This window comes from Pseudomonas sp. MDT1-85, assembly GCF_054898065.1.
The window spans coordinates 3,358,860-3,381,167 of sequence record NZ_CM142715.1 but is presented as its reverse complement, the minus strand read 5'-3'; the positions used below and the strand labels follow the sequence as shown (position 1 = coordinate 3,381,167).

The window sequence follows — 22,308 nt, the reverse complement described above, 5'->3', positions numbered from 1 at the left end:
ATGAGTGTTGTTACGCAGCTCTTGGTTTCCGAGGCTGGCGCTTAGGTTCGAACGGCAGAAATGAAGCTTTGGGTGCGTGGGTTTTGTGGACTTATTAGTATTTCTTCGGGGCTTCCAGCCTCCACGATCTGTCCCTCGTCCATGAACACCATGCGGTTGGAAACCTCGCGAGCGAAGCCCAGTTCATGGGTGACGACGATCATGGTCATGCCGGTCTGCGCCAGATCGCGCATCACCGACAGCACCTCACCGACCAGTTCCGGGTCGAGTGCCGAAGTGGGTTCATCGAACAGCATCAGCTTGGGTCGCATGGCCAACGCGCGAGCAATCGCCACCCGTTGTTGCTGACCGCCCGACAGTTCGATCGGGTAGCTGTTGCGCTTGTCGGCCAGGCCGACGCGGGCGAGCAATTCCAAGGCTTCTTCGTGCGCTTCTTTGGGCGAACGCTTGAGCACCTGGCACGGCCCTTCGATGATGTTTTGCAGCACAGTCATGTGCGGGAACAGGTTGAAACGCTGAAACACCATGCCGGTGGCCAGGCGCTGACGGGCGATCTGCGACTCGTTGAGTTCGTGCAGTTTGTTGCCGGCAATGCGGTAACCCACCAGTTCGCCGTCGACCCACAACCCACCCTTGTCGATTTTTTCCAGCTGATTCACGCAGCGCAGCAGGGTGCTTTTACCGGAGCCGGACGGGCCGATGATGCACAGCACTTCGCCTTGCTCGACTTCGATGTTGATGTCTTTGAGCGCGTGGAAATGGTCGTAGTACTTGTTCAGGCTCACGGCCTTGACGATGCTTCTCATGTGGGGCTCCTCAAGAACGCTTGCCGGCGCCGCGAGCGAAACGACGCTCCAGACGGCTTTGACCAAAGGACAGGACGGTGACGGTGGCCAGGTACCAGATACCGGCGACGATCAGCAGCTCCATCACGCGGGCGTTGGCGTAGTAGATGTTCTGGGCGTTGTAGAGCAGTTCCGAGTACTGGATGACGCTCGCCAGGGAAGTCATTTTCACCATGCCGATGAACTCGTTGCCCACCGGCGGAATGATGATCCGCATGGCCTGGGGCAGGATGATCCGGCGCAGGGCTTGCAGGCGTGGCATGCCGATCGACTTGGCGGCTTCGTACTGCCCGGTGTCCACCGAAAGCAGGCCGGCGCGCACCACTTCGGCGGTGTAGGCGCCCTGGTTGATGCTCAAGCCGAGGAGGGCGGCCACGAACGGCGTCATCAGACTCACGGTGTCCATTTCGAACAGGCCGGGGATGCCGATGGTGGGGAAAATCAGCGCCAGGTTGAACCACAACAGCAGCTGCAAAATCAGCGGTGTACCGCGGAACAGCCAGGTGTAGGTCAGCGCCACATAGCGCAGGATCGGGTTGGCCGACATGCGCATGATCGCCGTGATCACCCCGAAGACAATGCCCAGCGCCATCGCCAGCACCGCCATGACGATGGTGTTGAGCAAGCCCCACATAATTGCCTGAGAGGTAAGGAACTGGCCGATGTACGACCATTCGATCTTGCCTTCGGCGAAGGCCTGCACCAGGCCGACAATCGCAATCACGATCACCGTGGCGAAGAAAATCCGCCCGTAGTAACGCCGTGGCACATGTTGGTACTGGGTGATATCGAACTGGTTTTCCGCCAGTTTGCGCTCCGCCTGGAGTCGTTCTGCCTGAGTCTGGCTCATGTTGTTTCTCCGTACGCCGCGCTCAATCAAGACGGCGCGAATGGTTTTTCAGGTTAAGCGCAATCCCTGTGGGAGCGAGCCTGCTCGCGATGGGGGCGGGTCAGTCAACATGGATGTTGAATGTAATACCGCAATCGCGAGCCGGCTCGCTCCCACAGGTTTTGCGCTCTGACTTAAAGACGGAAACCCTGATAGTTCTCGGTCCATTGCTGCTGCGCCGCGAGGGCGGTTTTCAAGCGGCCAATCTGCTCGCGCACCTGTTGCGGCGCGGTACCACCCCAGCCGCTACGGGCGGCGATGGCGGCTTCGAGGGTCAGGCTGTCGCGCACTTCAGGCTTGAGACGCGGATCGATTTCCGCCAGAAGCGCCGGGGACGCTTCCCACAATTCGATATCGTGCTTCTCACAGGCCTGGACCAGCGCGCCGGTGATTTCGTGTGCTTCCTTGAACGGCACACCGCGCACTGCCAGCCAGTCGGCGACTTCGGTAGCGAGGGTGAAACCCAGCGGCGCCTGACGACGCAGTTCTTCAACGTTGACCTTCATGGTCGCGACCATTCCGGCCATGGCCGGCAACACCAGCAGCAGGGTGTCGACGCTGTCGAGCACGCCGTTTTTGTCTTCGCTGAGATCGCGGTTGTACGACAGCGGCAGGGATTTGAGGGTCGACAGCAAACCAGTCAGGTTACCAATCAGGCGGCCAGCCTTGCCCCGGGCCAGTTCGGCGATGTCCGGGTTTTTCTTCTGCGGCATGATCGAACTGCCGGTGGCATAGGCATCGTCCAGTGCGACCCAGCGAAATTGCCGCGACGACCACAGGCAGAATTCTTCGGCGAGTCGGGAAATGTTGATCCCCAGCATGCTGGCGATAAACAGGAACTCGGCAACGTGATCGCGGCTGGCCACGGCGTCGATGGAGTTTTCGCAAACACCGCTGTAGCCCATTTCCTTGGCCGACTGCTGCGGCAGGCGCGCGATGGCGGAACCGGCCAAGGCAGCGGCACCGAGAGGCGACAGCGAGGTGCGCACATCCCAATCCACCAGACGCTGCACGTCGCGCAGCATCGATTGGGCATGAGCCAGCAAGTGATGAGCGAAGACGATCGGCTGGGCCTGTTGCAAGTGAGTGAAGCCCGGGCAGATGCTCTCGATGTGTTGCTCGGCCTGATCCACCAGCGCTTGTTGCAAGGCCAGCACTTCGACGGCCAGGGTGCGCACGTGATCACGCAGAAACAGCCGCAGATCGTTGGCGGTCTGGTCGTTGCGCGAGCGGCCGGCGCGCAGCTTGCCGCCCAATGCGCCGAGGCGTTCGGTCAGCAGGCGCTCGATGAAGGTGTGGACGTCTTCGTCGTCCAGCGTCGGCGCGATACTGCCGGCACGGAAGTCATCACCGATGCGCTCCAGGGCGTCGAGCATGGTCTGGGTTTCCTGCTCGCTCAACAGCCCTGCGCGCTGCAATTCCCGGGCATGCGCCTTGGAGCCGGCGAGGTCGTACGGGGTGAGGCGAAAGTAGCGCTCGGGGCAACGGGACAGGGCCGCCAGGGCTTCGGACGGGCCGCTTTTGAAGCGGGCACCCCAGAGACGGTCGGTGGTTTGAGACATTGTTGGTTTCCTCGTCGGTAAACGAACTGAAATCAGTGTGCCGTCAGGCGGAAGCGATATTTCATGTAGGAGCAGCCGAAGGCTGCGATCCTTTGATCTTGGTTGACCCATAAAAGATCAAGATCAAAAGATCGCAGCCTTCGGCAGCTCCTACATCGAAGTGTCAGCTTTTAATAGTTCTAAATCAGTGAGTTGGCACTGATGTGCGGGATTTATTAACGGTTGCCAAGCCTTGTTTTCTGTGTTCATTATTATTAGCCAGCACTGTTTTTGTTGTTGGACACAGAGTGTTGAATAGGGCGCCAGAGGTAAATAAGCATTATGGAAACCCCACTTTCCAATTCCGGAAACCCGCCGCCAAAAACGGTACATCGGGCTCCGCTGGCCCTCAGCGGCCTGGACTTCAAACTGCTCAAAGTGTTCAAGGCCGTGGTCGAAGCCGGCGGCTTCAGTGCAGCGCAGAATGAGCTGAATGTGGGCCTGGCGGCCATCAGCAAACAGATCTCCGACCTTGAGATTCGCATCGGTATGCGCCTGTGTACTCGAGGCCGAGAGGGTTTTCACCTGACCGAAGAAGGGCGTCTGGTGTATCAGGCGTCAATTGATCTATTTGCCTCGGTCGATAACTTTCGTGATCGGCTTAGTTCGGCGCAGAACGAACTTGTCGGCGACCTTGGGGTGGGTGTTATTGATAATACGATCACCGATGATCATTCGCCGTTAGTTGCTGCGCTTAGAAAACTGAATGAAGAGTCGCCAAAAGTAAGGTTTCAACTTCAGGCATCTCAGTTAGATGAAGTGGAAAGAGGCGTAGTTGAGGGGCGATTGGTGGCGGGCATCGTGCCGGTGTACCAAAAACGGGAAGAGTTTGATTACTACGCGTTATATGAAGAACGCTCGGAGGTTTACTGCGCGGTCGGTCATCCGTTGTTCTCCATGTCCGAGGCCGAAATGAGCGGCAAGGTGCTCAAGGATTACGAGTGCATCAACCATCGCTATGCGATTCACCGCGACAAGCTGAATTTTGCCCAGTACGACAGCTTCTCTGCCTTGGCGACTCAGGTGGAAGCCGTGGCGCTGTTGGTCAAAACTGGTCGGTTCGTAGGTTTCCTTCCGCAGCACTACGCCGCCAATATGGTCGCTCAAGGGCAGCTTCGCGCCGTACGCCCGGACCTGATCAACATCGTTACGCCGTTCAATTTGATCCTGCGTCACAACACTGTGCGTAGTCCGCTGGTAAAGGCGTTTGCGCGGGCGCTGGGTGTGGATTTGAAGGCGTCGATTTGAAAGCCAGACACATCAAACTTGTAAAACAGGGATGAATTCAGACAGCGCATCGGGAGCCCGGAATACGGTAAAAGTTAAGTTTTTTAGTTGGACTAATACCGTGCGGCAACTACCGTTTGTTATTCTCGCTTTCCCTGTAACGCCTCCTGAAGTTTTTTAGGGAAAGCTGCCAGAAAATAAACAGATAAGCCGGCAAAGCAAATGACGCCCATTAGCCTAGCAATCATATAATCAACTTCTATGAAGTAAGAGATTATGGATAAAATGACTACAGTGTGGAAGCCGGCACAAGAAATGATCAATAAATACATTCGGACGAGAAATATAATTTTTATGATTTTGTTGATAATCATTGATTGGTCCCATCTTTGATTTTCCACTCTTTATATATTCCATTTGTGGTTATTGCATCAGCGCTGCGCTCCAATATAAATATAGGAGTGGGTGTATTTTGGTATGCGCGAACATAGTCTGCTCGAACGTGCCGAAACAATCGCCACGAGTCAGGTTTCAATACAAATCTTCCAGCTCCATATATCGACATTCCCACATCGAAGGAACCATAGGCGATGTTTCCTTCTCGTTCCGTGTATTTAAATGACTGTGCCACTGCTTGGTATGTTTTTCTTACCGGACCTACTGTATCAGTGCGATTCTCTAGGATATTACGTCCGTTTTCATAAACATTATTTGCACCATGGGCCATTATTGGCGCCCCGAATAAAAGGCACAGCGTACCCGCCGATCCGTAGCAAATCCCAGCACCTGTCGCGATTTGAAGTGCTCCTGCAATTGCTCCGACACCTTTCTGTGCAATCTCCGATGCCTGACTCAGCAAACTACCCTGTTCGCTCTTGATCTCCTTCAAACCCTGCTCAGCACTCTTTCGCCCCTGCGCCACATCATTAACAATCCCCCGAGCGTAATAAGACACCTCTCGATTGAATTGCAGACGCAGCGTGCCGTCATTGATATGACGGGCGCCCAATGTGCAGGCTTGTTGGGTCAAGTTAGTTGCGGCCTTGCTAACCACCCAGTAATCGCCCTTCAGTTGTCCCATTCGCTGTGCCCCCAGGATCCGTGCCCACTGGTGCCCGCGAGGTGGTGCCTCCAGGTGATTTCGCGATAACGAATAGCGACGTGCTCTTGGGGTTCGACGTCGTTTTGTAAAACAACATGGGGCATATCAAGTGTCAGGCTGGCAATAATGCCGCCTTCGATTTCAATGCTGAAGAATTTCTCCTGAAGGCCAAACGAAGAAATTCGATAGAAATTTATTGCGCAGCTAATTTCCTCTCTACTTGATAGCGCTTGAGCGAGCAAAGGGGAGGATTTGTCGACATTTTTTGTGATGACGAGTGGGCTGTGTGTAGGCTTATTGATGTTGCCTATATTGGCCATATTGTGGCTGTAAGACAGCACCATGATTTCGTCTGTATGTCCTGTTTGACATTTATTGCCAATGGACGCTTGAGTTGAACAGCCTGCCTATATCAGTCCTTGGGTGTTGCCTGTGATGGTCATGTAGCCGTGATTGGCCATAGGGGTGCACTCCTTTTCATCGGAGGGGCACCTTATTGAAAATGTCTCAGGGGGGATGTAGGAGGTTTCCGAATTTTCGGTGGGACGAGAGCGTTTTACCTAGAGCGTTCCCGCGTTACTGCACGAAGTGCAGCAACACGAAATCGTTCTTATCGAATCGGCCGCTCAATACCGGTTGCAACTTACCCCGACGAATACCGGGCGATACCGTGTTCACGCCACGACCGAGGCCGCTGGCCATTGCTGATGGGGAATCGGCAGGTTGCGCGATTCACCGCGGCCCATCGGGAAGTACAGAAAACCGCTGCGGGCCAGGCGTTCGGCGTCGTACAGGTTGCGCCCGTCGAAGATCACCGGCGCGTTAAGCCGTTGCTGGATCAGGTTGAAGTCCGGCGCCTTGAACTGCTGCCATTCGGTGCAGATGATCAGTGCGTCGGCCCCCGCGAGCACCGATTCCGGCGTGCCCATGAGCATCAGCTTAGATTCGTCAGGGTAAAGGTGTTGGGTTTCCTGCATCGCTTCCGGGTCGAACGCCCGCACATGAGCCCCGGCAGCCCATAGCGATTCCAGCAGCACCCGGCTCGGCGCGTCGCGCATGTCGTCGGTATTGGGCTTGAAGGCCAGGCCCCACACGGCGAAGGTCCTGCCGCGCAAATCACCCTTGTAGAAGGCGTTGATGCGTTCGAACAGTTTGTGTTTCTGCCGCTGGTTGATGGCTTCCACCGCTTGCAGCAGGTCGCTGGAGCAGTGGGCCGCTTCGGCACTGTGAATCAGCGCGCGCATGTCCTTGGGGAAACACGAGCCACCGTAACCGCAGCCGGGGTAGATAAAGTGATAACCGATGCGCGAATCGGCGCCGATGCCCAGCCGCACCGATTCGATGTCGGCGCCCAGGTGCTCGGCCAGTTCGGCGATCTGGTTGATGAAACTGATCTTGGTCGCCAGCATGCAGTTGGCGGCGTATTTGGTCAGCTCGGCGCTGCGCAGGTCCATGAACATGATGCGGTCATGGTTGCGGTTGAACGGGGCGTAGAGGTCGCGCATCACGTCGCGCACGTCATCGCGTTCACAGCCGATGACAATGCGGTCCGGGCGCCGGCAATCGGCCACGGCCGAACCTTCCTTGAGAAACTCGGGGTTGGAGACAATATCGAACTGCAGCAGCCGACCGACCTTGAGCAGGCACTTTTCGATATGCGCGCGCAGCGTATCGCCCGTGCCCACCGGCACCGTGGATTTCTCCACCAGGATCACCGGTTGTTCACGGTGACGCGCCACCGCTTCACCCACTGACAACACGTAGCGCAGGTCCGCCGACCCATCGTCCCGGGACGGCGTGCCGACGGCGATGAACAATACCTGGCCATGTTGCACCGCGAAGTTTTCGTCGGTGGTGAACTGCAGCCGTTTGGCTTCCAGGCTTTCGCGCACCAGGCTGGCCAGCCCCGGTTCGAAGATGCTGACGTGGCCTTGTTGCAGCAGCGCGACTTTTTCCTCGTCAATGTCCATGCACACCACGTCGTGGCCGACTTCAGCCAGCACGGCGGCTTGCACCAGGCCAACGTAACCGCTGCCAAATACACTGATTTTCATGGAGCTCTCCTGATAGTGGGCGCGTGAGCAGGTCGAGAGTTGATAGTGATGACACCGAGGATGACCAACGCCACCCCCAGGGTTTTCGAAAAGCTGAAGGTTTCGTTGAACAGCGGCAGGCTGGCCGCCAGCACGTACACCAGCGCGTAGCTGATGCTCAGCAGTGAATAGGCCCGACCGAAGGGCAAATCCCGCAGGGCGGCGAGCCAAGTGAACATCGACACGGCATAGGCGAGGATGGCGGCCAGCACGACAGCCACGGCGAACGCATCGACGCTGCCGTTGCTCAAGGCGCTTATCAACTGTCCGGGATGGGGCAGGCGGGTCATGCTCCAGCGCATGCCCAACTGCGCGGCGCTGCCCAACAGCACGCTGCCCAGGGCGAAGGCGAGTCCGCGACGCAGGCTCAAGCGTGTTGCCCCAGCAAGGCCACACCAGCGATCACCAGCGCCACGCCCAGCCAGTGACGGCGGTCGATAGTTTCGTGAAAGACGAAGCGGGCAACCAATGTGATCAACACGAAGTTCAGGCTGAGCATGGGATAGGCGACGCCGACTTCGAGGCGCTGCAACACCAGCAGCCAGACCAGCAAGCCCAATCCCAGAGAGGCGAGCGCCAGCCACAGCCACGGCGAGCGCAGTTTCTCGCCCCAGCCCGACGTCTTGCCGCGCCAACTTTCCACGGCGTACTTCTGGGCGATCTGGCCCAGGCAGGTCAGCAGGCAGGCAGCCAATACGAGCAGCAGGCTCATGATGCCTCCTGAGGCAAAATCAGCATCATCAGATTGCCTTGTTCATAACGTTTGCCATCCTTGGGCAGTCGCTGGTGGACTTCGAGCAGCCGCGGTTGCTGAGTCAGGATAGACCAGGCCATGTTTCAATTCGTCTATCGCGTTGTTTCCAGTCAAGCAGACGTTCGGTATTGGCGATGCCTGGTTTCGCCGACAACCCAAGAAGCCACCATTGACTTTCCAGTCCATGGTCGGCAGCGTGACGGCCCCGCGGGCTCAATGGATGACGGGAGCCTGCGCATTTATTCATTTCAAGGCCCGTTTCATTGATTGACTTACCTGCTACTGAACCCAGCGTTTCAAAAGCCAACCCGCTGACCCTGTATCTGGCGCGTCTGGCGCCGTCCAGCCAGTTGACCATGCGTTATGTATTGCAGGACGCCGCTGACCGTCTGGACTTCGAAGACATGAACATCGAAGAGATTCCCTGGCATCAACTGCAGCCCGAGGATGTCGTTGCACTGGTGGCGACCTTGCGCGAAGACGGCTACGCGCCGAACACCTCGTCGCTCTACGTGAACGCGGTGCGCGGGGTGATGAACGAAGCCTGGCGCATGAGCCTGATCAGTCAGGAGCACTTGCTGAAAATGCGTTCGGTCAAAGGCATTGCCGGCACGCGACTGTCCCAGGGGCGCAACCTCAAGCGCACCTTGATTCGCGACTTGATGGAGGTCTGCGCGGCCGATCCTCGGCCACAAGGGCTACGGGACGCGGCAATCATCGGGATTCTGTACGGCTCGGGGATGCGCAAATCGGAATCGGTGAATCTCGATCTCGCCCAAGTGGATTTCACCGAGCGCAGCCTTTGCGTCACCGCCAAGGGCAACAAACAGCTGATCAAGTACGCGCCAGCCTGGGCCTTCGCCAAACTGGATGCGTGGCTGGAATTACGGCGTTCGCAACTAAAGGAGGGCGAGACGGACGACCCGTTCCTGTTCAACCGCATCCGCCGCGGCAGCCACATTACCCGCGAGCGCATCACCAAGCATGCGATCTACTACATCGCCCGGCAACGCGGCGCACAGGTCGGGGTGAAAATCATGCCGCACGATTTTCGACGGTCGTTCATCACCCGAGTGATTGAAGAGCACGACCTGTCGATCGCGCAGAAACTGGCCCACCACAGCAACATCCAGACCACCGCCAATTACGATGTGCGCGACGACAATGAACGTCGGCGGGCGGTTGATCGCTTCGACCTTTGACGGTGTCATGCTGCATCCGTTACTGGGCTGCCGGACAGCCCCGTGAAGCGCCGGTTGCAGCCTGGCTGATGGTGGCGGCTAACCGTTTCACATTGTTCTGATGGGCGGCTACCAGGTCATCGATGCTCGGGCCGGAAGCGGTCTGCAACGTGCTGCGACAGGTGACCTGTGCGGCATCGGCATTGCCAAGGCTGCGCAGGCGCCATTTGACGTCGATCAAGGCGTATTGACCGGGAATCGAATCAAAGCGCTGCACGTCCAGGCGCAACGACACTCTGTGTTGCAGATTGCTGTTGACCAGTTGATCGACCAGGGCGCTGCGCAATTCATCCACCAGGCTCGCCGCCCACCATTCGGTTTCGAGGATCGCCAAACCACTGTTGCCTTGGCGAATGACAATCTGCGGGCGGTCGACTTGGGGCGGCACCGTGATGCCTTCTATCTGGATTTCCGCGCCGCCGCTTGCGCCGCTCAGTTGCGTCGGGGTCAGCGTATGGAACTGAATCGGATCGCTACGGCAAGCGGTGAGCAGTAACAGCGCAGTGACCAGCGTAATCTTCAGCGGAAAAACCATGGGTGTTGCTCCTGTGGTCAGTTGCGCGGTGGCGCCTTCATATCCATCGGCGCGGCATTGTCGGGACGACCGCGAATCAGCGATTCCGGATGCCGGCCCAGGTAATCCGAGAGTTCACGCAAGGAGCGTGACATGCGCCCGAGTTCGTCCAGGGTCTGAGTCAACTGCTCCCGTTGCGGCGAATCCTCTGCCAGGGTCGAACTGGCCGATTGCAAGGTCTTGCTGACATCCGCCAGCGTGGTTTGCACCCCGGGCAGGGTCCTGGCATTGAACTGTACGAGGCCTTTGCGCAATTCGACGAGGTTGCTGTCGAGGTTGCCGGCGATGCGTTCGATTGGCAGCTGGTTGATCTTGTTGACCATGCCTTCCAGTTTTTCCTGCAACTGCTCGAGGCTGCCAGCAATGGTGGGGACAATGACGGGACGGGCGGTCGGGTCGAACACGACTTTCTCCGCTTTGGGGTAGAAGTCCAGCGCGATGTAAAGCTGACCGGTCAGCAGATTGCCGCTACGGGCCTGGGCCCGCAGGCCGTTTTCGATGAAGCTGCCCATCAGTTTTATACTGGCGGCTTCGTCATTGGGGTCATGATTCAAGGCCTTAAGCATCTTTTCGTGGGCCTGGCCAAGCAGTTGCGGGTAGATCACGATGCCGACATTGACCGGAAAACTGCGTTTTTTTGCGTCGAAATCCAGATTGACCGAGACGACTTTGCCAAATTCGATGCCGAGGAATTCCACCGGCGCATCGATCTTGAGACCGCGCAAAGCCTGATCGAAACGCAGGCTCAAGTACTGCCCCTTACCGTGAGGAGGCGCAAGGGCGGTTTGCTGATCTTCGAACAGGTCGAAGGCTTTATCCTCGTTGGCCGGCTGATCGTTGGGGCTGTATTCCGGCGCGCGAAACGCGATGCCGCCGACCAACAAGGACGACAAGGACTCGGTACTCACCGCAAAACCGTTGGCGCCGACGTTCACATCAATACCGCTGGCATTCCAGAACCGGGTGTTCTCGGTGACGTAGACGTCATTGGGCGCATAGACGAAGATTTCGATGTTTACCCCTTTACCCTCGGCGTCCAGCGCATACGCCACCACTTGCCCGACCGGGATCTTGCGGTAGTAGACCGGCGAACCGATATCCAGTGAACCGAGGTCCGGCGTGTGCAGGGTGAAGCGTTTGCCCGGCTCGCCATAGGTAATGGGCGGCGGGTTTTCCAGACCGATGAAGTGTTTGGAACGGGCATTGGCCTGACCAATGTCGGCGCCAATATAGTCGCCCGACAGCAGGGTATCGATGCCCGAGACTCCGCCAGCACCAATGCGCGGCCGCACGACCCAGAACTGCGAATCTTCGCGGGTGAAGCTTTCGGCCTGTTTGTCGAGTTTGATCGTGGCGTTGACGCTTTTTTGATCGTCGCTCAGCTTTACTTCCGAGACATGGCCGATGACCACGTTTCGATACTTGACCTCGGTCTTGTTGGCCGTAAGGCCGCTACCGGTCTTGAAGGTGACAGTGATGGTCGGGCCTTCCTGCATCACGTTGTGTATCACCAGAGAGATCCCCACCAACACCGCAACGATCGGCACGATCCACACCAGCGAAACACTGAAGCGACGGGTCTTGATACTGGCCTGGCCAGGGGCCTGCGGCCCGTCAGTGGCTTGCGTCATCCGTGAGCTCCTTGTTGTGGTTTTTCCCGCGCCTTATCCCAGATCAACCGCGGGTCGAAACTCATCGCCGACATCATGGTGAATACCACCACCAGACCAAAAAACAGAATGCCCAGACGCGGTTGAATATCGCCCAGAGCCTGGAATTTAACCAGCGCGGCGACCAGCGCGACCACAATCACATCGAGCATCGACCAGTAGCCGATCAGCTCGACGAAACGGTAAAGCTTTGAACGCTCCTTGCGCGCCCAAAGGCTGCCGCGTTGCACCGTGATCAGCAGCAGGGAGAGGGCAACGAACTTGATGCCCGGCACCGCGATGCTGGCGATGAAAATGATCAGGGCAATGTCCCACGCACCATGTTCCCAGAACTCCAGCACACCGCTCATGATGGTGCTGTCGGACCCGTTGCCGAACAGGCTGGTGTTCATGACCGGCAGCAGATTGGCCGGGATGTAAAACACCAATGCGGCCAGCAGATAGGCCCATGTGCGGGTCAACGAATCGGCTTTACGGGCATGCAGTGGCGCGCCACAGCGTTCGCATTTATGAGGGTTGTCTGTGATGTCGCAAGCCAGGCCGCAGCTATGGCACAGGCACAGATTGAGTTCGCTGGCGAGCGGTGGCGTGTTCATAAAATGTTCCACAGTTCACGGACATCGCGCCCGGCGATGCGAATCAACAGCAGGCTGAGAATGGCCAGGGCAAACAGGCCGATGCCGGGGATGACATCCAGTAACCCTGCAAGTTTGAACACCGCGACCATTGCGCCCAGCAGACAGACCTCGAGCATGCTCCAGGGCCTGAGGGTTTCCAGCCAGCGCATGCACAGTTTGAAACCGGGCGAGCGCCGATGTCCGAGGGTGAAGCTCAGAACCCAGATCAGCAACACCAGTTGAAAAAGCGGTGCGAGGATGATGGATATCGCCGCCACCAGCGCAATAAAGGTGATCGGCCCCTGGCTCAACGCCAATACCGAATCCCACAGCGTCGCACTGTTCTTCAGGCCCTTCATACTGATGCTCATGACGGGATAGAAGTTGGCGAAAATCCACAGCATCGCCGCCGTGAAGGCCAAGGCCAGACGCTGCTCCACCGACAGTCCGTTATAACGCTGGAGCACGCCGCCGCAGCAGGTGCACAGGGCTTTTTGATGTTTGGCGAGCGTGACTTTTTCATACACGCAGTCGCAGTGCTCGCAGATGATCAGTTGGTCAGTCGTAGCCATAGGCCGCACTCGCCAGGAGACAGGAAAATCAGAGCACCCCCTCAATATAGAGGTGACTTGCGATTGAGCAAATTAAAAGACAATTCAGAGCCAAAGCGGTCCCTGTAGGAGCTGCCGCAGGCTGCGATCTTTTGACTTTTAAAAGCAAGATCAAAAGATCGCAGCCTGCGGCAGCTCCTACGAGGGGAGGTAGTCAGCCGCGCAGTTTGCGGCAGCTCCTGTAAGGGTAGTCAGCCGAGCAATTCGCGCAGGCGATACCAGAACATGCCAAGGGCCAGCAGTGGTGAACGCAGGGCTTTGCCACCGGGAAAGGTCATGTGCGGCACGGCGCTGAAAACGTCCAGCCCCTGGCTGTGCCCGGCATGAATCGCTTCGGCCAGCAACCGTGCGCACCAGTGGGTCACGTTCAGGCCATGACCGGAGTAACCCTGGGCGTAGAACACGTTCGGGTACTGGCTCAAACGTCCAGCCTGGGGGAAACGGTTGGCGGTGATGCCGATCATGCCGCCCCATTGATAGTCGATGCGTACGTCCGCCAACTGTGGGAAGACCTTGAGCATTTTTGGCCGCATGTATGCGCCGATGTCTTCCGGATCACGCCCGGAATAATGGCAGGCACCGCCAAACAGCAAGCGTCGATCCGCCGAGAGCCGGTAGTAATCGAGGCCGACTTTCTGGTCGCACAGCGCCAGGTTCTGCGGGATCAATTGCGCAGCAACCTCAGGTGCCAAAGGCTCGGTGGCGATGATGTAGCTGCCCGCCGGTAACACCTTGCCGCTCAGGCGTGGTTCGAGTTCTTCCAGATGCGCATTACAACCCAGCACCAGACTGCCGGCGCGCACCGTGCCGCCCGCGCAGCGAATCTGCACGGTGCTGCCGTGAATCAACTCCAGCACCGGGCTTTGCTCGAATATTCGAACCCCGAGGGATTCGGCAACGCGCGCTTCGCCGAGCACCAGATTCAGCGGATGCAAATGCCCCGAACCCATGTCGATCAGGCCGCCGGCATACACATCGGAGCCCACCACTTGCTGGCGGATCTGCTCGGGGCCGACAAGTCGGGTTTCATGGCTGTAACCCAGTTCGGCGAGGCTTTGCAGTTCCGTCTTGAACGCCTCGAACTGCGCCGGAGTATTGGCCAGCTCGCAGAAGCCCCAACGCAGGTCGCACTCGATCCCATGCTCGCGGATGCGGTTGCCCACCAGTTCCACTGATTCGATGCCTGCACGCTCCAAATAACGCACACCTTCCTGACCGACATAACGGGCGAAACCTTCGACGTCATGACCGATGCCGCGGATCAACTGCCCGCCATTACGCCCGCTGGCGCCCCAGCCGATCCGCCGGCCTTCCAGCAGAATCACCGAGAGCCCACGCTGCGCCAGTTCGATCGCGGTGTTGACCCCGGTAAAACCGCCGCCCACCACGCAGACATCGGCCTCAAGATCGGCGTCCAGCGTGGGGTAGGGGGTCATGCCCTTGGCCGATGCAGCGTAATAGGAATGAGCGTGTTCGTTGTCGTACTGATTCATTGGTTGGACTTCACTTTGCTCCAGGAGCGGGTCATCAGACGCATGATCGGCTGGGGCGGGGTGGTTGAGATGTAGAGTTTGTCGAGAACTGCCTGAGAAGGATAGACCTCTGGATTATTGACCAGCTCCGCGTCCATGTATTGCTTGGCCGCCGGGTTTGGATTGGCGTAACCGACCGAGGTGCTGACCTTGGCGATCACTTGCGGATCCAGCAGGTTGTTGACGAACGAGTGAGCCTCTTTCGGGTTGCTGGCGTCGGCGGGAATCGCCAGCAAGTCGAACCACAGGTTACTGCCTTCCTTGGGAATCGAGTAGGCGATGTTCACACCGTTCTTCGCTTCCCTGGCGCGGTTCGCCGCTTGGAACACATCGCCCGAATAGCCGAACGCGACGCAAATGTCGCCATTGGCCAGGTCCGACACGTACTTGGACGAATGGAAGTAGGTGATGTAAGGCCGGAGGGTCATCAGTTTGGCTTCGGTCTTTTTAAAGTCCGCGGGATTTTCGCTGCGTGGGTCCATGCCCATGTAGTTCAGGACCGCCGGGAATACCTCATCCGCCGAATCCATCATCGACACGCCGCACTGGCTGAGCTTCTTCAGGTTCTCTGGCTCGAAAAACACCGCCCAGGAATCGATGCGATCGATGCCCAGCACTTGCTTGACCTTATCGACGTTGTAGCCAATGCCGTTGGTACCCCACAGGTACGGCACCGAATGTTCATTGCCTGGATCGTTTTTTTCCAGCAAGGCCAGCAGTTTCGGGTCGAGGTTTTTCCAGTTGGGCAGTTGCGAGCGATCCAGTTTGAGGAACGCGCCGGCCTTCACCTGGCGCGCGAGAAAATGGTTGGAGGGCACCACCACGTCATAACCCGTGCGACCGGCGAGCAGTTTGCCCTCCAGGGTTTCGTTGGAATCGAATACGTCGTAGATCACCTTGGTCCCGGTTTTGGCCTGGAAGTCGGCGAGGGTGGTCTCGCCGATGTAATCGGTCCAGTTGTAGACGCTCACACTTGGCTGAGCTTGCGCAGTGGCACTGAACAGCAAGGCCAGCGAGACCGGAACCACGGATTTCAATAGACGCATATCGCCACCTCTTTTAATTATTGAGTTTCTTCAGGCGTTTCATTGGTGTTCTGGCGACCGTCTTCGCGAGCAGGCTCGCTCCCACATTTGAAATGCATTCCCCTGTGGGAGCGAGCCTGCTCGCGATGGGGCCGTTACGGACTAGACGCTCAGCAGCAGGAACTCCCGCTCCCAGGAGCTGATCACGCGCTTGAAGTTTTCGTGTTCGGCACGCTTGACCGCGACGTAACCCCGCACGAATTTGCTCCCCAGATAACGTTCGATGGTTGGGCACTCTTCCATGCGCGTCAGTGCATCTTCGATAGTGATCGGCAAGCGCAGATTGCGCCGCTCGTAAGCACGCCCCTGCACGGCAGCGCTCGGCTCGACCTTTTCGACCATGCCCAGATAACCGCAGAGCAGGCTCGCGGCAATCGCCAGATAAGGGTTGGCGTCGGCGCCCGGCAAGCGATTTTCCACGCGCATGGCGTCCGGCGTGGAGGTGGGTACGCGCAGGCCGACGGTGCGGTTTTCTTCGCCCCATTCAACGTTGACCGGTGCCGAGGTGTCGGGCAGGAAGCGGCGGAACGAATTGACGTTGGGCGCGAACATCGGCAGCACTTTGGGAATGTACTTCTGCAAGCCGCCGATGTGGTGCAGGAACAGCTCGCTCATCTGCCCGTCGGCATCGGCGAAAATCGGCTGGCCAGTGGCGATGTCCACCACACTTTGATGGATATGCATGGCGCTGCCGGGTTCGTCACCGATGGGTTTGGCCATGAAGGTCGCGGTGACGTTGTGCTTGAGTGCCGCTTCGCGCAGGGTGCGTTTAAATACGGTGATCTGATCTGCCAGGTCCAGCGCATCGCCGTGACGGAAGTTGATTTCCATCTGCGCCGGGCCGTCTTCGTGGATCAGCGTGTCGAGGTCCAGGCCCTGGAGTTCGCACCAGTCGTAAACGTCTTCGAACAGTGGATCGAACTCGTTGGCGGCGTCGATGGAAAACGACTGACGACCGCTTTCCGCACGGCCCGAGCGTCCCAATGGCGCCTTGAGCGGCAAGTCCGGGTCTTCGCAGCGCTGGGTCAGGTAGAACTCCATTTCCGGCGCGACAATCGGCTTCCAGCCTTTGTCGGTGTAAAGCTGCAGGACTTTCTTCAGCACGTTGCGTGGCGACAGTTCGATGGGATTGCCGAACTTGTCGAACGTGTCGTGGATCACGATGGCGGTGGGTTCAATGGCCCATGGAATGACGTAAACCGCGTCGGCGACGGGCTTGCAGACCATGTCGATGTCGGCCGGGTCGAGCAGGTCGTAATAGATGTCGTCGTCGACAAAGTCCCCGGTTACCGTTTGCAACAGCACACTTTCCGGCAGGCGCATGCCTCGCTCATGCAGGAACTTGTTGGTGGGTGCAATTTTGCCGCGAGCAATGCCGGTCAAGTCGCTGACCACACACTCGACCTCGGTAATCTTGTGATCTTTCAGCCACGTGAGCAGCTGATCGAAAGGGACATTCATAAAGACCTCATCGTTGGTTTTATTGACGCCGGGGAAAGCGGCTTCATCCACCGAACACTTCCCCTGTGGCGCGTTGACGACTATCTTGGGTGAGCCTTGGCGTTCCATCTATCCACTTTAAACAGCACAAAGCGCACCAAAAGAGTGCGCAAGGCGCCCCCATGACAACGTGTAATCCGTTACAGGTTCAAGCGTTCAACACCGCCGACGTGGCCGAGCAGATCCGCGCCACACCCGGCTGGGTGCAGCACTATCAGCAGATGTCGCCGGGGCATTTCGCCGGGCGAGTACGCTATCTGGACTTGCAAGGCGTAGAGATTTACGAAGAACAGATGAACACCCGCGTCGAGCAGAATTTCAGTGCCCCGCAAGGCTCGCTGGCGTTCTGTTTCGATCGCAGCGACAACTCGCTGTACGTGCTGAACGGCGAAAGCCGCAACATCTGGATCACCCCGGAGAACTACCAGGAAATCGCCGTGGTGTTCGGTCCGGAGTTCGTTCAGCGGCATGGCCTGGACGTGGCGCGACTCGAAGGCTTGTTCATGTCGCCGCTCAATTCAGGGCAGAACGCGCTGTTCAGCCGCTGGTTGAGCGGGACGTTGACGCGGCTGACGCAGACGCTGGATCCGCCGAGTAAAGAGGCGTTGACCCAGCAACTATTGGAGGACTGTTTGTACATCCTCGATAACGCCTGTGTGTGCCTGGATCGCGCAGGTTTGCAGCGCCGGGCGGACGAGCGAACCATCATGAAACGCGTCACCGAATGGGCTGCCGATACACCGGAAGAAACCCTGAATTTGCTGGAGCTGTCCCAGGTGGCCGGGGTTTCGCTCCGTCAGTTGCAGCATGCGTTCAAGGCGTATACCGAGATGACACCCACGCATTGGTTACGCTTGCGTCGACTCAACAGCGCGCGCCGCGAACTGCTCAGGCGAACGGCCGGGGAAACGACGGTCGCGCAAGTGGCGATGAATTGGTCGTTCTGGCATTTGGGGCGGTTTTCCAGCAGTTATCGGGCGTTGTTCCAAGAACTTCCCAGCCAGACGCTGGCCCGAAAACACAGTGGGCCGTGTCGGAGGTCATCATGAGTCGGTTATCGTCTATCAGCCTGTGTGCCGTCATGTCGATGGTCTGCACGCAGGTTCAGGCCGAAACGGTCGTGCCCTTGAACGGGCAGAACTCGCAACAAATCCAGCTGGATATCAATGAGTGCAGCAACGTCACGGCGAGCCAGAGCACCTCAAGCCCGCCACCCTCGGAGGGTGCTGCGGTGGATGCTGCTGCCGGGGCGCCGGATGCGCAGGTACGAGGACGTCAACATGACGAGTTCTATGCGCCGGTCGAGGACGTGAAACAGGACTATCACGGTTGCCTGCAAGGGCGGGGTTATCAGGTCACTCCATGAGCGTCAGTGATCGTACGCTGCCGCTGATCGAGTAGATAAACCATCAGGCAGGCATAGAGCGTGAGGGCGATAAACAATCCCATGCGCACGGCGAAGGCTGTGTACACATCCTTGCCCGCAGCACTGTCCTGAACGGACTGGCCCAATAAAATAATCATCATCGCCAGATCGAACTCGGCGACGCCGGCCGAGGAAATCATGGTCAGGCCAATGATCAGGAAAGTCATGATCAAGGTGTTGCCGCCGCGCAGACCAAAACCGAAAGCCAGGAACAGACTGACGCCGATCAGCAGCACGCCGGTGATCGGGTAATAACGCAGGATCGGAATCAACAACAGGCCAACGCCGGTGGTTAACATCGCAGCCAGTGCGAGAATCAACCCAGCCTTGAAGGGCAGCGACCGATTGAGCGTGGCCAACAGCAACACGGCAAGCACCGGCGCGAGAAACGGGATCGGCAAACCCAGGCCGAAGCTGGCCGCCAGGCACAGTGCGGTGCCTGTGGCCAGACGCAGCGCCCGTTGAACACGAGGCGTGCGCTGAGTAGACACGTCCCTAATAGGCATAGCTCAGCCAGCTCATCAGCCCCACGAACAAACGCCCAAGCAGGTTCAGCGGATTGTCTTCGGTGGGGAACGCCATGACTTCAGCCTGCCCACCGGCACGGATGGCGCGGCTGTCGAACAGCGTTTTCCTTGAGTCCTCCGAAAACTCGATAATCACCGGAAAGCGCTGGGCCGGACGCAGCCAGTCGCGGCTGTTCTGCACACTGGGGAGGCTGCCGGGCGCAGTGCTCGGACCGACGCTGACACCGTAACCGACACTGCGCACACGGCCTTCGAAAACCTTCCCCGGCAGGGCATCCAGAACGATCGAAACAGGGGTGCCGACCTCGACCAGGCCGAGGTTGTTTTCGGTCATGTCCGCGCTGATCCACACATCGTGGATGGCAATCAGGGTCATGACCGGGCTGCCGGCAGTGGCGAACTGTCCGACATCGGTGCGCAGATCGGTGACAAGTCCCGCCGACCGTGCGCGAATCTGCGTGTTGGACGCGTCCAATTCGGCTTTTGACAACGCCGTGGCGGCGCTGCGCAACAGCGCGTTGTCATCCTCGCTGCCGCCTTCCTGCTCCCGTGCCCGCTGGACTTCGGCATGGGCTGCGGCGACCTGACTGACGGCTTGTTCACGGCTGGCCCGAGAGACTTCGAGCAGGCGCACGGAAATGGTTCCCCGGTCTTCGCGGTACAAGCCTTCAAGACGTTCGTTATCCTGTCGGGCTTTGAGCTCATTGGCCTGGGCCGCTCGCAACGAGGCTTGCGCGGACGCAATGCCGGCGGTGCTGGCACCGATTTGTCGACGTGTTGATTCCAGGTCGGCACGTGCGCGGTCAACGGCTATTTGATAGGGCTGCTGATCCACTTCAAACAGCACATCGCCCGCCCTGACGTCCTGATTGTTGCGCACATTCACACGGGTCACCCGGCCGGCCACTTCGGACGCTACCGGAATGACAAAGGCGCCCACCCGAGCCTGTTGCGTATACGGCGTGAAACGATCAGCCAACAGATACCAGGCCAGGCTCAGGACGACCAGCAGCATCACCCATTTGATGCCTTTTTTTGCAGGATCAGCGGCAGGCTCGAGTGCCTTGGGGGAGGGCGCCTCAGTGACGGGCGGCGAGGGTTCAGTCATCGGCTTTGACCTTCTGGCACGGGATAGGAGGCTTGCGAAGGGACCGGCTCATTCAGCAGGTTGCCCCAGTCGGTGCGTTGTTCCATTTGCTGGCGAGTATTTTGATCGACCGTTGGCTGGACGCTGTGCCACCCACCGCCAAGGGCTTTGTACAGGGCGATCAGGTTGCTCACGGCATTGCTGCGGCTGAGCAGGTAATTGTCCTGCTGTTCGAGCAATGCGCGTTGCGCGTCCAGCACGCGCTGGAAGTCCGAGTAACCTTCCCGGTATTGGGTGCTGGCCAGGCTCAACGAACGCGCGGCAGCGACCTGCGCTTCACCCAGGATGCGCTCGCGTTCCAGTGATTTGATCAGGCTGCTGGCGGCATCATCGGCTTCCCGTGCGGCCTGGCGGACTTTGTCGCGATAAACCTCAATCAGCTGCTGCAACCGCGCATCCTGTATACGCACGTTGTTGCTGATCTGGCCGTGGTCAAACAGGTTCCAGCGCAAACTGGGGCCGCCGATCAGGTCCAGGCTGTTGGAGGTGCCGCTCAACGTATCGGTGGTCCAGACGATGCTGCCCAGCAAGGTCAGCGACGGATAGAAGTCGGTTTGTGCCACACCGATCAGTGCCGACTGGGCCGCGACATTGAGCTCGGCGGCGCGCACGTCCGGGCGACGCAACAACAGGCTGGCCGGCACGTCTTGCAGCACGGCTTGGTCCACCAGCGGGATCAGTCCCTCGTTTTCGAGCAATTGGGGCAGGGCGCTGGGTGGTTGTCCGATCAGCACCGCCAACGCGTTACGGGTGCGCAGTACTTGCGCCTCAAAATCCGGAATGCTGCTCAAGGTGCCCAGGTATTGGGTCTTGGCTTGTTGCTTCGATCAGTTGCGCCTGTTGATCACCCAGTTGGCGGTTCAGGGAAATCACCAGCGCGCAGATGACCGCGATCGCCAACACCAGCGGCAGAATCCCGAGGGCGACGATTTTATGTTTGAGCTGCATCTCTACTCCTGGCCAGACCGAGGGAAGGCGAAGGCCCGGCATCATATGCCAAAGATAGGCGCCTCTAGTAGCAGTGCTGGACGGAATGACCTGCGGCGGTGATGAAACGCCGAACCTTGTGGGAGCGAGCCTGCTCGCGATAGCGGACTGACATTCAGCGTCGATGTTGACTGTGCCGCCGCTAAATACCTTGTGGCCGCTGTTCGGCATCTCCAACCAGATGCTGGCGGGTATCGCGTTGATGCTGGCAACCGTTGTGCTGATCAAAATGAAACGCCAACGCTACATCTGGGTCACCATGCTGCCAGCCGTTTGGTTGCTGATCTGCACCACCACCGCAGGCTTCATCAAGCTGTTCGACGCCAACCCGGCAATCGGTTTCCTGTCGCTGGCGAAGAAATACAGCGATGCGTTGGCCAATGGGCAGATTCTGGCCCCGGCCAAGAGCATCGAGCAGATGCAGCACGTAATCTACAACGCCTACACCAACGCAACGCTGACCGCGCTGTTTTTGCTCGTGGTGTTCAGCATCCTGTTCTTTGCGCTCAAGGTCGGCATTGCCGCTTGGGGCACCAAGGAACGCACGGATAAAGAAGCGCCATTCCAGGCTCTGCCGGATGCTTGATGGAGGAGGGTGCCCATGTTCAATGACCTGAGTCGCCTTGGTAAATACCTCGGTCAAGCTGCACGCTTGATGGTTGGCATGCCTGACTACGACACTTACGTTGAGCATATGCAAACCAAACACCCGGATAAGCCACTGATGAGTTATGAGGCGTTCTTTCGGGAACGTCAGGAGGCTCGTTACGGCAGCAAGGCGGGACCGAAGTGCTGTTGATGCGAAACATTTAAGCGGCATTTTGCTTTAGGAGCCCGGCCTGCCGGCGATAGCGATCTTCGAGACGCTACCGTCAGTAAG

General features: G+C 58.4%; 23 protein-coding genes and 3 pseudogenes. 6 read left to right on the top strand and 20 right to left on the bottom strand.

The features are described 5' to 3' along the window. Positions 1-41: 41 nt before the first annotated feature. The 3 genes from ACYZT2_RS15195 to argH form a co-directional block, all read right to left on the bottom strand. A complete protein-coding gene (locus ACYZT2_RS15195; RefSeq protein WP_150727267.1) occupies positions 42-806 on the bottom strand; it encodes an amino acid ABC transporter ATP-binding protein in 765 nt (254 codons plus the stop codon). A 10-nt stretch (positions 807-816) separates the two neighbouring features. Further along, positions 817-1,695 carry an amino acid ABC transporter permease gene (locus ACYZT2_RS15190; RefSeq protein ID WP_461965196.1) on the bottom strand — a complete coding sequence of 293 codons (879 nt, stop codon included), beginning with the start codon at positions 1,693-1,695 and terminating at the stop codon, positions 817-819. 173 nt (positions 1,696-1,868) lie between these two features. Continuing rightward, positions 1,869-3,296, bottom strand: a complete 1,428-nt coding sequence (gene argH / locus ACYZT2_RS15185) for an argininosuccinate lyase (RefSeq protein ID WP_461965194.1) — start codon at positions 3,294-3,296, stop codon at positions 1,869-1,871. 321 nt (positions 3,297-3,617) lie between these two features. Here argH and ACYZT2_RS15180 point away from each other — a divergent pair, with 321 nt between their 5' ends. Beyond that, the gene (locus ACYZT2_RS15180) at positions 3,618-4,583 is read left to right on the top strand and encodes a LysR family transcriptional regulator (RefSeq protein WP_461965192.1); all 966 of its coding nucleotides are present in this window, start codon (positions 3,618-3,620) and stop codon (positions 4,581-4,583) included. Positions 4,584-4,932: 349 nt separating this feature from the next. Here the strand turns inward: ACYZT2_RS15180 and ACYZT2_RS15175 are convergent, their stop codons facing one another. From ACYZT2_RS15175 to ACYZT2_RS15150, 6 genes and pseudogenes are all read right to left on the bottom strand, one after another. Beyond that, a complete protein-coding gene (locus ACYZT2_RS15175) occupies positions 4,933-5,643 on the bottom strand; it encodes a DUF4225 domain-containing protein (RefSeq protein ID WP_461965190.1) in 711 nt (236 codons plus the stop codon). After that, positions 5,631-6,125 (bottom strand): annotated as a pseudogene (locus ACYZT2_RS15170) (Hcp family type VI secretion system effector). The gene ACYZT2_RS15175 and the pseudogene ACYZT2_RS15170 overlap by 13 nt, the downstream one beginning before the upstream one ends. Positions 6,126-6,338: 213 nt before the next feature. After that, the gene (locus ACYZT2_RS15165; protein ID WP_461965188.1) at positions 6,339-7,718 is read right to left on the bottom strand and encodes a UDP-glucose dehydrogenase family protein; all 1,380 of its coding nucleotides are present in this window, start codon (positions 7,716-7,718) and stop codon (positions 6,339-6,341) included. Continuing rightward, complete coding sequence (gene arnF, locus ACYZT2_RS15160; RefSeq protein ID WP_461973120.1) at positions 7,715-8,059, bottom strand: 4-amino-4-deoxy-L-arabinose-phosphoundecaprenol flippase subunit ArnF; 345 nt, start codon at positions 8,057-8,059, stop codon at positions 7,715-7,717. The genes ACYZT2_RS15165 and arnF overlap by 4 nt, the downstream gene beginning before the upstream one ends. A 65-nt stretch (positions 8,060-8,124) precedes the next feature. Continuing rightward, positions 8,125-8,469, bottom strand: coding sequence for a 4-amino-4-deoxy-L-arabinose-phosphoundecaprenol flippase subunit ArnE (arnE, locus tag ACYZT2_RS15155; RefSeq protein WP_008072369.1), 345 nt, complete (start codon positions 8,467-8,469; stop codon positions 8,125-8,127). Further along, on the bottom strand, positions 8,466-8,591 hold the full coding sequence (locus ACYZT2_RS15150; protein ID WP_461965186.1) for a hypothetical protein: 126 nt from the start codon (positions 8,589-8,591) through the stop codon (positions 8,466-8,468). Before ACYZT2_RS15150 ends, arnE begins: the two co-directional genes overlap by 4 nt. Positions 8,592-8,867: 276 nt before the next feature. On the opposite strand from ACYZT2_RS15150, the gene ACYZT2_RS15145 reads away from it, so the two are divergent. Continuing rightward, a complete protein-coding gene (locus ACYZT2_RS15145) occupies positions 8,868-9,713 on the top strand; it encodes a site-specific integrase (protein WP_223570063.1) in 846 nt (281 codons plus the stop codon). A 19-nt stretch (positions 9,714-9,732) separates the two neighbouring features. Here ACYZT2_RS15145 and ACYZT2_RS15140 read toward each other — a convergent pair whose 3' ends face one another. The 7 genes from ACYZT2_RS15140 to ACYZT2_RS15110 form a co-directional block, all read right to left on the bottom strand. Beyond that, positions 9,733-10,287 carry a PqiC family protein gene (locus ACYZT2_RS15140; RefSeq protein WP_461965184.1) on the bottom strand — a complete coding sequence of 185 codons (555 nt, stop codon included), beginning with the start codon at positions 10,285-10,287 and terminating at the stop codon, positions 9,733-9,735. A 17-nt stretch (positions 10,288-10,304) separates the two neighbouring features. Continuing rightward, a complete protein-coding gene (locus ACYZT2_RS15135; protein WP_461965182.1) occupies positions 10,305-11,957 on the bottom strand; it encodes a PqiB family protein in 1,653 nt (550 codons plus the stop codon). Then, entirely contained in the window at positions 11,954-12,592 is a 639-nt protein-coding gene (locus ACYZT2_RS15130; protein ID WP_461965179.1) for a paraquat-inducible protein A, read from the bottom strand. The genes ACYZT2_RS15135 and ACYZT2_RS15130 overlap by 4 nt, the downstream gene beginning before the upstream one ends. Beyond that, complete coding sequence (locus ACYZT2_RS15125) at positions 12,589-13,185, bottom strand: paraquat-inducible protein A (protein WP_461965177.1); 597 nt, start codon at positions 13,183-13,185, stop codon at positions 12,589-12,591. Before ACYZT2_RS15125 ends, ACYZT2_RS15130 begins: the two co-directional genes overlap by 4 nt. A 230-nt stretch (positions 13,186-13,415) precedes the next feature. Then, positions 13,416-14,717, bottom strand: coding sequence for an NAD(P)/FAD-dependent oxidoreductase (locus tag ACYZT2_RS15120; protein ID WP_461965175.1), 1,302 nt, complete (start codon positions 14,715-14,717; stop codon positions 13,416-13,418). Further along, positions 14,714-15,802, bottom strand: coding sequence for a polyamine ABC transporter substrate-binding protein (locus ACYZT2_RS15115; RefSeq protein WP_461965173.1), 1,089 nt, complete (start codon positions 15,800-15,802; stop codon positions 14,714-14,716). Before ACYZT2_RS15115 ends, ACYZT2_RS15120 begins: the two co-directional genes overlap by 4 nt. 141 nt (positions 15,803-15,943) lie before the next feature. Next, the gene (locus ACYZT2_RS15110; protein WP_461965171.1) at positions 15,944-17,302 is read right to left on the bottom strand and encodes a glutamine synthetase family protein; all 1,359 of its coding nucleotides are present in this window, start codon (positions 17,300-17,302) and stop codon (positions 15,944-15,946) included. Between the two features lie 161 nt (positions 17,303-17,463). Between ACYZT2_RS15110 and ACYZT2_RS15105 the strand changes: the two genes are divergently transcribed. Both ACYZT2_RS15105 and ACYZT2_RS15100 read left to right on the top strand, forming a co-directional pair. Continuing rightward, positions 17,464-18,390, top strand: a complete 927-nt coding sequence (locus ACYZT2_RS15105) for a helix-turn-helix domain-containing protein (RefSeq protein WP_461965169.1) — start codon at positions 17,464-17,466, stop codon at positions 18,388-18,390. Further along, positions 18,387-18,707, top strand: a complete 321-nt coding sequence (locus ACYZT2_RS15100) for a hypothetical protein (protein WP_461965167.1) — start codon at positions 18,387-18,389, stop codon at positions 18,705-18,707. Before ACYZT2_RS15105 ends, ACYZT2_RS15100 begins: the two co-directional genes overlap by 4 nt. On the opposite strand, the gene ACYZT2_RS15095 is transcribed toward ACYZT2_RS15100, so the two are convergent. From ACYZT2_RS15095 to ACYZT2_RS15080, 4 genes and pseudogenes are all read right to left on the bottom strand, one after another. Next, complete coding sequence (locus ACYZT2_RS15095) at positions 18,692-19,273, bottom strand: DUF2955 domain-containing protein (protein WP_461965165.1); 582 nt, start codon at positions 19,271-19,273, stop codon at positions 18,692-18,694. The two genes, ACYZT2_RS15100 and ACYZT2_RS15095, sit on opposite strands and share 16 nt — an antisense overlap. Beyond that, positions 19,263-20,402: an HlyD family secretion protein gene (locus ACYZT2_RS15090; RefSeq protein ID WP_461965163.1), complete on the bottom strand. Its 1,140-nt coding sequence runs from the start codon at positions 20,400-20,402 to the stop codon at positions 19,263-19,265. Before ACYZT2_RS15090 ends, ACYZT2_RS15095 begins: the two co-directional genes overlap by 11 nt. Further along, a pseudogene (locus ACYZT2_RS15085) lies at positions 20,399-21,262 on the bottom strand (TolC family protein); the annotation flags it as partial. The gene ACYZT2_RS15090 and the pseudogene ACYZT2_RS15085, both read right to left, overlap by 4 nt. Beyond that, positions 21,210-21,389, bottom strand: coding sequence for a hypothetical protein (locus ACYZT2_RS15080; RefSeq protein ID WP_461973310.1), 180 nt, complete (start codon positions 21,387-21,389; stop codon positions 21,210-21,212). The gene ACYZT2_RS15080 and the pseudogene ACYZT2_RS15085, both read right to left, overlap by 53 nt. A gap of 181 nt (positions 21,390-21,570) precedes the next feature. On the opposite strand from ACYZT2_RS15080, the pseudogene ACYZT2_RS15075 reads away from it, so the two are divergent. Both ACYZT2_RS15075 and ACYZT2_RS15070 read left to right on the top strand, forming a co-directional pair. Continuing rightward, positions 21,571-22,014: pseudogene (locus ACYZT2_RS15075) on the top strand (carbon starvation CstA family protein); the annotation flags it as partial. A gap of 15 nt (positions 22,015-22,029) precedes the next feature. Then, on the top strand, positions 22,030-22,227 hold the full coding sequence (locus ACYZT2_RS15070) for a YbdD/YjiX family protein (RefSeq protein ID WP_461965161.1): 198 nt from the start codon (positions 22,030-22,032) through the stop codon (positions 22,225-22,227). The last annotated feature ends 81 nt before the right edge of the window (positions 22,228-22,308 follow it).

Bases quoted from the DNA above. Each gene is read 5' to 3' on its own strand.
- ACYZT2_RS15195 (WP_150727267.1), bottom strand. From the start codon at position 806: ATGAGAAGCATCGTCAAGGCCGTGAGCCTGAACAAGTACTACGACCAT.
- ACYZT2_RS15190 (WP_461965196.1), bottom strand. From the start codon at position 1,695: ATGAGCCAGACTCAGGCAGAACGACTCCAGGCGGAGCGCAAACTGGCG.
- argH (WP_461965194.1), bottom strand. From the start codon at position 3,296: ATGTCTCAAACCACCGACCGTCTCTGGGGTGCCCGCTTCAAAAGCGGC.
- ACYZT2_RS15180 (WP_461965192.1), top strand. From the start codon at position 3,618: ATGGAAACCCCACTTTCCAATTCCGGAAACCCGCCGCCAAAAACGGTA.
- ACYZT2_RS15175 (WP_461965190.1), bottom strand. From the start codon at position 5,643: ATGGGACAACTGAAGGGCGATTACTGGGTGGTTAGCAAGGCCGCAACT.
- ACYZT2_RS15165 (WP_461965188.1), bottom strand. From the start codon at position 7,718: ATGAAAATCAGTGTATTTGGCAGCGGTTACGTTGGCCTGGTGCAAGCC.
- arnF (WP_461973120.1), bottom strand. From the start codon at position 8,059: ATGCGCTGGAGCATGACCCGCCTGCCCCATCCCGGACAGTTGATAAGC.
- arnE (WP_008072369.1), bottom strand. From the start codon at position 8,469: ATGAGCCTGCTGCTCGTATTGGCTGCCTGCCTGCTGACCTGCCTGGGC.
- ACYZT2_RS15150 (WP_461965186.1), bottom strand. From the start codon at position 8,591: ATGGCCTGGTCTATCCTGACTCAGCAACCGCGGCTGCTCGAAGTCCAC.
- ACYZT2_RS15145 (WP_223570063.1), top strand. From the start codon at position 8,868: ATGCGTTATGTATTGCAGGACGCCGCTGACCGTCTGGACTTCGAAGAC.
- ACYZT2_RS15140 (WP_461965184.1), bottom strand. From the start codon at position 10,287: ATGGTTTTTCCGCTGAAGATTACGCTGGTCACTGCGCTGTTACTGCTC.
- ACYZT2_RS15135 (WP_461965182.1), bottom strand. From the start codon at position 11,957: ATGACGCAAGCCACTGACGGGCCGCAGGCCCCTGGCCAGGCCAGTATC.
- ACYZT2_RS15130 (WP_461965179.1), bottom strand. From the start codon at position 12,592: ATGAACACGCCACCGCTCGCCAGCGAACTCAATCTGTGCCTGTGCCAT.
- ACYZT2_RS15125 (WP_461965177.1), bottom strand. From the start codon at position 13,185: ATGGCTACGACTGACCAACTGATCATCTGCGAGCACTGCGACTGCGTG.
- ACYZT2_RS15120 (WP_461965175.1), bottom strand. From the start codon at position 14,717: ATGAATCAGTACGACAACGAACACGCTCATTCCTATTACGCTGCATCG.
- ACYZT2_RS15115 (WP_461965173.1), bottom strand. From the start codon at position 15,802: ATGCGTCTATTGAAATCCGTGGTTCCGGTCTCGCTGGCCTTGCTGTTC.
- ACYZT2_RS15110 (WP_461965171.1), bottom strand. From the start codon at position 17,302: ATGAATGTCCCTTTCGATCAGCTGCTCACGTGGCTGAAAGATCACAAG.
- ACYZT2_RS15105 (WP_461965169.1), top strand. From the start codon at position 17,464: ATGACAACGTGTAATCCGTTACAGGTTCAAGCGTTCAACACCGCCGAC.
- ACYZT2_RS15100 (WP_461965167.1), top strand. From the start codon at position 18,387: ATGAGTCGGTTATCGTCTATCAGCCTGTGTGCCGTCATGTCGATGGTC.
- ACYZT2_RS15095 (WP_461965165.1), bottom strand. From the start codon at position 19,273: ATGCCTATTAGGGACGTGTCTACTCAGCGCACGCCTCGTGTTCAACGG.
- ACYZT2_RS15090 (WP_461965163.1), bottom strand. From the start codon at position 20,402: ATGACTGAACCCTCGCCGCCCGTCACTGAGGCGCCCTCCCCCAAGGCA.
- ACYZT2_RS15080 (WP_461973310.1), bottom strand. From the start codon at position 21,389: ATGCAGCTCAAACATAAAATCGTCGCCCTCGGGATTCTGCCGCTGGTG.
- ACYZT2_RS15070 (WP_461965161.1), top strand. From the start codon at position 22,030: ATGTTCAATGACCTGAGTCGCCTTGGTAAATACCTCGGTCAAGCTGCA.